The 10454-nt window shown below is 33.8% G+C and carries 4 protein-coding genes; all 4 read right to left on the bottom strand.

Annotated features, from left to right (window positions below):
* Positions 1–28: 28 nt before the first annotated feature.
* On the bottom strand, positions 29–6724 hold the full coding sequence (locus tag BMY56_RS17210; RefSeq protein WP_091627164.1) for a type I polyketide synthase: 6696 nt from the start codon (positions 6722–6724) through the stop codon (positions 29–31).
* Positions 6725–7094: 370 nt separating this feature from the next.
* Entirely contained in the window at positions 7095–7955 is an 861-nt protein-coding gene (locus BMY56_RS17205; protein ID WP_091627161.1) for a class I SAM-dependent methyltransferase, read from the bottom strand.
* A 239-nt stretch (positions 7956–8194) separates the two neighbouring features.
* Complete coding sequence (locus tag BMY56_RS17200) at positions 8195–9007, bottom strand: hypothetical protein (protein ID WP_091627159.1); 813 nt, start codon at positions 9005–9007, stop codon at positions 8195–8197.
* Between the two features lie 423 nt (positions 9008–9430).
* Positions 9431–10454 (bottom strand): Ig-like domain-containing protein (locus BMY56_RS17195; protein ID WP_143057841.1); only part of this gene is annotated, 1024 nt, incomplete at its 5' end.

Here is a 10454-nt window from a genome sequence, read left to right as displayed (position 1 = left end):
CTTTTAGAAAAAGTTGAGTTATTTAAGGCTATAAATCATATTTGACATAGGAACCATTTTTATTTGCGTCCACTACAAACCAAGCAGGATTGCCAGATTCATCAACGCCAAGTTTAGCTCCTTCAACCGGAGGTGTGTTTAATGATTTAAATGATGATTTGTTACCATTTGCATACGAAACTTCAGGATTAGGGGTAGCGTTTAATACTTTGCTATTAAATATATTGACAGCAATAAGTTCATCAACACTAGTAACAAATGCATGTATAAGTTTATCTATATCTTCTGTTTTAAAAGCACTGGTTATAAAGCAAGGAAAGCCATCCCAAATGTGAAAACCTTTTTCACGCATTAAAACGAACAGTAATTCTGAATACGGTATTTCATCTAAGAACTTAAGTCTCCATAATGAACCAAAATATTTTATTTCCATTGGAAGTTCACGTTTAGAAAACTCCTTGTTTAAATCCTTTGCAAAATTTTCAGTTAATAAATTAAGGCCATTTTGAAGAGATTCACCTAATTCTCGCAAATGAATTAATGATGCCTTTGCAGCTGCTAATGCAAGGGGGTGACGTACAAAAGTACCTGCAAAGTAGGTAACCCCTATTTCTGGGTAAGAGTTATCGCCATATTGCCAGAACCCTCCGTCTAAGGCATCCATGTATTTTCTTTTGCCCACTATGGCACCAATAGAAATACCCCCTCCAATTACTTTTCCATAAGTGCCAATATCAGCCTTTATACCAAATAGAGCTTGCGCGCCACCTGGATGCATACGAAAACCAGTAATAACTTCATCAAAAATGAGTACTGTCTCTGTTGCCGAAGTTATTTCCCTTACCTTTTTAAGGAAATCTATTGGTTGGAACTCAGGTCTACGACTTTGAACTGGTTCCACAAGAACGGCCGCCAATTCATGAGATCGACTACGAATTATTTCTAAACTTTCGTCAGTACCATATTCTAGAACCAATACATTTTGAACTGATTCAGAGATAATACCGGCTGTGGCTGGGAAAGTTTTTAATTTTTTAGAACCTCTCACAAGACCTTCGTCATTAATACCATGGTAAGATCCAGTAAAGGTTACAATTAATGAACGGCCAGTTACGGTTCTAGCTATACGCATGGCACCTAAAACAGCTTCTGAGCCAGTATTACAAAGTGCTGCACGATCATGCCCTGTAAACTCACAAAGTAGTTCACAAACCTCACCTGCTAGGGGATGTTGTGGACCAACTTCATACCCACTATCAATTTGTTTTTTTAGAGCTTTGGTAATGAATTCTGGTTGATGACCAAATAGACAAGATCCAAATCCGTTTAATGTATCTATATACTCGTTCCCATCAATATCCCATAATCTGTTGCCAGATGATTTCTCAACTACAATTGGATATACTAGTTCTTTTGTAAGTGGTTTAAAGCCAGATACCACTCGTGGGTCTGACATATGAGAACGATGTTTTTGGGTATAAGCTTTACTAGCAGCTGTTTTTTTGTTGTAGCTGGTGGTTAATTTCTCTAAAAATAACTTTTGGTGTGATTGAATTTCGGTAGATTGCTTTTCTATCTTAGGAGAAGCTCCAAAAGGTTTTTTATGCTCCTTTATCTCATCCTCTGAAAGTATATCTAATGAAGCGGGAGGATTTAAATTTATAGTATTGTTTTGGAATTCTTGAACTGGTACAGGAGCAGGACTATTATCTTTTACCGTTCCAGAGTTACTATTATTTCCTTTTAGTAATTCTAATTGTCTTCCCAATATTTGAAGTTGCTGGGCAATTAGGTCTATCGCACTATTATTGTTATCATATGAAACAGCATATGATGTAGTTGTCTGTGTAGGTATATTTGCTGCTGTATGAGATACTGCAGGTGTTATTACAGATGCATTGGGTGCAATAGGTATAGTTGGTGCTTGTACAGCATAACGATCTGGCGGTAAAGTTTTGTCTAAATGGCTAGCTAAAAGATTTGGTGTGCTAAATTCACCATTTAACTGTCGAAAGGTAATTGGAGTTTTAAATTCATTTTTACAACTTATTGCCATTTGGGTTAAAACTAGTGAATCAAGGCCAAGTTCAAGGAAATTATGTTCATATTCAGAAGATTCTAATTCTATTCCTGAAGTATTCAAAATGATATCTGAAATTTTCTCCAGAATTTTTACTTTTCTGTCAGGTTGTATAACTGTATTCATTTCTGGTTGTATAAATTTATTAGTATTCTGATCAATTGAGGTATGGTTTTGTATACTAGGGTTTTGGTTTTTTATTGGCTCTATCCAGCAGAGTTTTTTGTCAAATACATACGCTGGTAATCTAACTTTTTGTCTAGATTGTCCCTTATAGAATTCTTTCCAATTGGGTTCAATACCATTTTGCCATAGTTGTCCTAAGGCAGATAAAACAGTATGATAAGAATTTTCGTTTTCATTAGGTAAAACTAAACTGGATATAGATATTACGGACTTGGCTTTCTTTTTTTGCTGAGATAAAGTAGTTAAAGCACGGCCAGGACCAACTTCCAACAATAAAATATCTTCTAATTCAAGAGCCGTTTCCATAGCATCTGAAAAACGAACGGTAGCTCGTAAATGATTTGTCCAGTATTTTGGATCAGTAGCTTCAGTTTCGCTAAGCCATGTACCTGTTACAGTTGAAATAATAGGTAAAAGAGGTGAATTCAATTCAATTTTTTTGACTTCCGCTTCAAACTTGGCTAAAACGGGGTCCATCATTGTAGAATGAAAGGCATGACTTGTTTTAAGTAACCTATTCGGAATTTCTTTTTGCTCTAATACTTTAGCAAATGCCTCTATAGGCTCATCTTCACCCGATACCACACATAACAAATCTGAGTTTACTGCAGCCATTGAAAGTGTTTCAGGCAGTAGTTCAGATAAATTTTTGAAGGTGGATCTTACCGATAACATGCTTCCGCCTGGAAGTTGACTTACTAATCTTCCGCGAATCGCAACTAAAATCAATGCATCTTTTAGGGTAAATACTCCAGCCAAATGTGCTGCTACAAATTCACCAACACTATGACCACAAAGAATTGTTGGTTCAATTCCCCAACTTATCCAAAGTTGAGAAAGGGCATACTCTACAACAAATAAAGCAGGTTGTGTAAATTGGGTATCCTTTAGAGCTTTTTCTGCCTCTAAAAAATTTTCTTTTGGATAAATTATATGTCGGATATCAAAATCAAATTCTTTAAGTAAAATTTCAGCGCATTGGTCTACTGCCTCTTTAAAAACATTTTCATGATCATAGAGCGCTTTTCCCATTTGTAAATATTGTGCACCTTGACCGGGAAAAAGAAATGCCAATTCACTAGGTACTGCTTTTAAATCAGATTTTTTAACTGTATTTTCATCTAGTAAAAGTTTACTAATTGTACTTTCTAAATCTGAATCTGAAGCTAAAACGAAACTTCTTTTATTAAAAGATTCTCTGGTATTACTTAGAGAGTAAGCTACATCTGCCAACTTTATGTCAGAAGAAGATTTTATAAAATCCCCTAAACTCGTCTTATAACCATCAAGACTTTTTTCAGTTTTTGCCGACCAAGTAAGAAGTTGTAAAGGTTTACTTTCTCCAGACTTTATGGGTTGTTTTTCAAACTCTTCAACAATTACATGAACGTTTGTTCCTCCCACCCCAAAAGAGCTTATTCCGGCACGACGAATATTTTCAGATTTCCATTCACGTAATATATTATTTACAAAAAATGGACTGTTTGTAAAATCAATTGCTGGATTAGGTTCTGAAAAACCTAAAGACGGCGGTATCTGTTGATGGTATAGGGACAAGATTGTTTTTATAAAGCCTGCAACACCAGCTGCAGCCGTAAGATGGCCCATGTTACTTTTTATTGATCCAACAGCGCAATATCCTTTTTTTGTTTGTTCGCCAAATGCATCGTGAAGACCTTCCATTTCAATAGGGTCACCAATTGGTGTGGCAGTTCCATGGGCTTCAATGTAACTAATTTCTGAGGGTGAAATATTGGCATCATTTATTGCTCGAACAATTGCACCGGATTGACCTTCAACACTGGGCGCAGTAAAACTACCTTTTCCACCACCATCGTTATTTATTCCAACACCTTTAATGACTCCAAATATTTGATCACCATCTTTTTTAGCAGCATCTAAACTTTTTAAAAGTACAACACCACAACCATCACTGAAAACTGTTCCTTTACCATCTTTGTCAAATGAGCGGCAATGTCCATCTGGACTAAACATAGAACCTTCTTGATAAAGATGACCACTATTAATTGGAGAGGTTATACTAGAACCACCAGCTAGAGCTACATCACATTGGCCACTCCTAATCGATTCAACAGCTTCTGCAATAGCGAGAAGTGAGGTTGAACAAGCGGAATGAACACTAACTGCCGGACCCTTTAAATTTAAATGATAGGCGGTTCTTGTTGAAATATAATCTTTTTCGTTTAATGTATTTGCTTGAAATTCACCAACTTGACTTAATACTTCTTTGTTTTCAAGAACATTATTTTTATAATATGTATTTGTACCGGTTCCTGCATAAACACCAATACTACCATTATAGTGCTTTGGTAGATGACCCGATTGCTCTAGTACTTCCCATGCTATTTCTAAAAATAGTCGTTGTTGCGGGTCCATTACTGAAGCTACTTTAGGATTTAAACCAAAAAATGAAGCGTCAAATTCTTTAGCTGAAGTTATTATACCTCGAGCTTTTACATACAGGGGGTCATTTTTTAAACGATCAGGAATGTTAGAATCCAATTCATCCTTAGAAAAAAATGATACGGTTTCTTTCCCATTTTTGAGAACATCCCATAATTCTTCAATGGTATTAGCTCCAGGAAACCTCCCAGCCATACCAATGACGGCGATATCTCTAGAGGAGTTCGAGCTTTTATTCTTTTTGATGAATTTTCTATTCTTACTTTTAGTACTTGATTCTAAATAATCAGATATTTCGGCGATATTAGGAAACTGATACAGTTTTGTTACCGGTAATTTATACTTATAATCCTTTAATAAAACAGCTACGACTTTTTGTGCTAATAATGAAGTCCCTCCAAATTCAAAGAAATTATCATTAATACCAATTTTAGGTACATGTAATAAATCTACAAATACTTTGGTTAGGTTTTTTTGAATTTTAGTGACTGCTTTTTTGTAGGGCGGCGCAGAGCTTGGTCTACTATATTTAGGTGGGGGTAAATTCTTTTTATCAATCTTTCCACTAGAAGTTCTAGGAAAATTTTCGATTAATATAAAATAAGACGGGATCATATATTCTGGCAGTAAATTCGTAATTTCTTTACGAATTTCATTTATATCCATATGTTCCTTATTCGGTTGCATGTAGGCAACTAGTTGTGTTTGTCCAGCCAAATGACTTGAAGCAATTACCACTGTTTGGTGAATACCTGATAAGGAATTAATGGCTAATTCAACTTCGGCCAGTTCTATTCTGTGCCCGCTAATTTTTACTTGGTCATCTTTACGACCTAGAAATTCAATATTACCATCAGGTAAATATTGTGCAATATCTCCAGTTCGGTAAATTCGAATTATTTTACCGTCGGTTGATTTCCAATTGACAAATTTTTCATTTGTTAATTGTTCATTATTTAAATAACCTTTAGCTAAACAAACTCCTGCAATACAAAGCTCACCAATACTACCATTGGGTACGAGTTGCTGATCTTTATCTATGATAAATATGGATGTATTACTAATAGGTTTACCAATTGTCGGTAAAGCAGGCCAATTTGCTGGCTTACCATCTAGTTTTAATTCAGTTACCACATGGCATTCTGTAGGTCCATATTGATTATAGAGTACACAATCGTTTAATTCATTAAAAAAGGTTCTTACTTGAGTGGTGATTTTGAGTTGCTCGCCCGCAGTCATTATTTCCTTAAGGGATTCAGGAAAAATATCGATACTGATAGCCGTTTCAGCTAAAGCTTGTAATGCAACGAAAGGTAGAAATAGTCTATTGACCTGTTGCTCTTTAATATAATTTAAAAGCGCAACCATATCAAGTCTCAATGCATTATTTATTAATACAAGCGTACCTCCATTACTTAAGGTTGACATAATTTCTTGAAAAGAAACATCAAAACTTAATGGAGCAAATTGTAAGGTACGTGAGTTACTCTTACATACAGAATTTTCGTTCTGCCAATTAATTAAATTAACCATTGCTTTTTCACCCATACAAACACCTTTAGGTTCGCCTGTTGAACCTGAGGTGTATAAAATATAAGTAGCTAAATCTTGGTCATTTTGCGCAATTTCATTATCGACAACGAATTGTGATTGGTCATTAACTAATAATGGCTTGAGCCCCATTTCAAATGCATTGGTTTCATCTATTTTTGTTGTTAAACAAAAAGAAACATTTGAATTAGTTTTTATGCTATCTAGTCTTTTTTTTGGATAACCAAAATCAATTGGAAGATAAGCCTTGCCTGCTTTTAATATTGCTAAGACAAAGATGATTTGTTCAATACATCTAGTTGTAGGAACCCCTATAAATTCTTCATTTTTAGCATTGAGTATAACTGCACTATAGGCTTTTTGAACCTCTTGTTCAACTTGCTTATACGTTACCTTGTTTTCTTCTAATATTATGCAATAGTTATCAGGATATAATTTTGCTGCTTTTTCAAAAAGAAGGTAAAGTTGATTAGGGTTACTCATTTTCTTGTAATTTTATTAAAGTGGTATTATTTAACTTCTCCAAGCTACGGTATATTTTAACATCATTTAAAAACGGATGTATACATTTTTTTGTAATGTCAACCATTTTAGCATCCTATATGACACATAAAATGATATAGAATGAAATTAGTATTTATGAAATTTTAAGGGGAATTTTTAAAATAAATTTAAAAAATAAAATGGCTTTAAAAACATAAAATAGGCAAGTTGTTTATTTTAACGTTTAAAACCAATTACATTGTTTTAAAACAATTAATAAAGGTCAAATATTACTTTTAAAAATTAAAATTAGATCATTAAAAAAAATATTTTTAAAATATTACTTTTCAAGTATTTTAGTGTGAGGCTTTTAGTTTTTAGCTCCAATAAATGTTTGATTATCAGTTCCTCCAAGCCATGGTTGTTGTGAAAAATGCCACAAATTAAAACCAGCATTTTTGAAAAGCCTTGGGTAGTTGTGTGAAAATGAGGGTTCATTTCCATAAAGTTGAGAACTAGGGTTCGTTTCAAAATCGTGATCACCACCATTTGGTTCTATAGCAACGAATATAGTTTTGCCTAATTGATTTATTTCTTTCAATAATTCTTGTAAACGTTCCTCAAGAAAATATTCTAATACACCTCTAGAAGATACAAAAATAGTATTGCTATGGCCATTTTCTTTAACCCAATCAAAAGCATCTTCGGCTACAAACTCAAGCTTTTTATTGTTTTTGAATTTTTTATTATTTAATTCAATTTGTTTTAAACTAAGGTCAATACCTACAAAATGGTCTATTTTAGGGAATTCTGTACTAAGATAATTTAGTACATCACCATTCCCAGTTCCAATTTCTACTAGTGTGTCAAATTTTTCCGGTTGATTTGATAATTCTTTCTTAAGTAAATCGAATATAAAGGTACAGTTTGGAAGAAAATCAGTTTCAAATCCATCCTCCGTTTCTGAAAATAACTCTGTAGCTGCATTGTCAACCCAAAAATTTCGATTTAATTTAGCTATGGTATCGTAATCTTCTATTTTATCAAGTTTTTTTACAAGTGCAGCACGCATTAACCTTTCGGGTATACTCATACTATTCTTGTTTTTGTGTATCAGAGTTATTCTATTCTCTGCAAGTTGGCGTGCTTTTTTTGGTTGAAGAAAGACAAGAATATTACCTAAAGTTCCTGCTATAAAAGAATATAGAATTGATTTTATTTTATTTTTCATATGTTAGAATGAATAGTAGTTGAAGAAGGTTTAATTAGTAATTAGGTCCAAACAATTATAACGATTATATTATAAACCAGTTCATTTATTAATCTTGATTTAATATGTATATACATCTAAACTTAATCGATTTATAAATTATGGTTGATAATCATATTATTGCTGTATACAAACATTTATGCTTAAATTTTCTTAGAAAAACATAATAAATTTAGCGAAATTTTATGATACTATTACGCTCATATGATCTTGAAACTTCTTTTAGAACTTGATGATTTTAATCTTTTACTTGGATTCATAAAATACATAAAGATTAACATTGTCAGAAAATATATAATTGCAAAAGATGTAAATGTAGAAACACCTCCTTTGGTTGGTGAGACTGATAAAATATTCAGAGTCATATTTAACATAAATTGCATGACCAATACAACAACGCCACTTTTAACACAACCATAAACTACAGCGCACATTCCTGCGATTCCCATCATAAAAATTGATAAAGGCCCTATTGGAATGCCTGGAAGAATACCTTCGCCATGATAAATTATTGGAATCCACCATATTGTCCAAAAAATTCCAACAAGTAGACTCGCATAAAATGGTTTTGTGATTTTTGATAATTCGCGAATGCAATAACTTACCCATACAACTTCACCGAGAAAAGCCCATATTAATAATACCAAACTACCCTTTAATGTTTGAGCAGCAAAATCAAATTTTAAAAACGAAAAATATTCACCTTCAAAATACATGCCTTTAAGCAATAGGGTAATAGAACCTACAGACATGGCAAAAAGTAAGCTAAATAGGTACCACTTAGGGTTAACTTTCCATTTTAACATAGGTCTAAATATTTCTTTAATGCCCTCATTGCCTCTCGTAAACTTCACGATAGCGAGTAATACCAATAAAAGAACACAAAAACGACCATGGATATATAGAAATCTAGGGATTATGTTTTGGATTCTAGCATAAACGAAAAGCGCATTAAGTATAGGGCCTATTACTAGAAATACCCAAATTTCATATTTTTTGATAAATTCACTCATTGTTTTTAACGTTAGAATTAGTAGGAAGCATCATTAGTAAATACGTCAGATGAACTAATGTTACCGTAAGAAATGGATCTAATATTTATATTTAATTATAAAATATTTGCTCAGCTTTTTAAATTTTTCAATTTAAGAATAATAGCAAATTTGATTTAATTCCATCCTAAACTTAGTTTTGATTAAATAGGTTGCAAATCAAATTTACAGATGAAAATATATATTGAAGAAAAAACAAAAGTATATTCTTTAAATAACTGGAAAACAGGGTTGAATAACTTATAATTTGCGGCGTTTAATTTAATTTATAGATTTTATAATAGCTTTTTATAAAATCCTTAAAAGGTATTTTTTTAATAAGCATGATACTTACCAACCTTATTGAATTGGCAAGTATCAAGTTTCTTTACTTTTTAGATAATGCTATTTTAATATAATTTTTTTTCTATAAACATCTTTCCCTCTATTTCTTGCATCCATTAGGTAGATGCCTTTTGGTAAACTTCGATTAAGCTGTAATTCAAAATTGTAAACACCATTTGCATTCCAAAATTTAGAAGAATGAACTAATTTTCCTTCAATACTATAGATAGTGACCATAACTTCTGTATCGGTAAGATTATTTGGTAAATGAAGAGTTACGATACGATTTTCACCTACTGGATTAGGAGAGAAGCTAAATTCATTTTCTTGAAAATCATTATGTATAGAATTAAATTTTGAAGTAAGGCTAATGATTTGTGTACTTTCAGGTACACATCCTAAAAGTTCAATTTCGGCCAACTGGGTCATTTCCACATCATCCTCATTTTTAGTAATTTCCAATCTATATGTTGAATAAGAGCCAGGAGCGTTCAGTTCAAAGGTCCTTGATTGGTATCGCTGGGCGAAGGTTTCACCGTTCCAACTTCCAACTTCAGTGAATGCACCTCCATTGGATGCCATCAGCCTGAAATCCATAGGGTCACGGCCATAATCATCATTGGCACTGGTAATTACTATACGCTCCACTCGTTTGGCCTCGCTTAAAGCCAATTGGATCCAGCTTGGATCGGCACTAGTAGGTATCCCGCCTGCATCCAGCCATTTGCTGAACGTGCCTTGTATAGCTTTATTATCGAATGCCTTGAACCTATCTTCCGCTGGTAAGAAATCGTTACGGGAAGTTATGGTTCCGCTGCCTACAGGCTCGGATATATCCGTGAGTATTCCGTTGCAGGTTCCATTGGCTGTCGTAGGCTCCGTTACGGTAACGGTCGCTGTCGCGGTATGGCCCCCGTCATTGGTCGTTACATATATAATTGCGGTGCCAATGCCCTGTGCGGTAATATTTCCGATACCGTCTACAGTTGCTATAGAAGGGTCGTTGCTTGACCAGCTTAGGGTCTTATCGGTTGCATTTATCGGTAATACGGTCGCCAGTAATTGGACCGTGGCGCCTGTTTCC

This window comes from Maribacter orientalis, assembly GCF_900109345.1.
Taxonomy (GTDB): Bacteria; Bacteroidota; Bacteroidia; order Flavobacteriales; family Flavobacteriaceae; genus Maribacter; species Maribacter orientalis.
The sequence above is the reverse complement of the archived record's forward strand: the minus strand, read 5'-3'. Positions and strand labels throughout refer to the sequence as shown.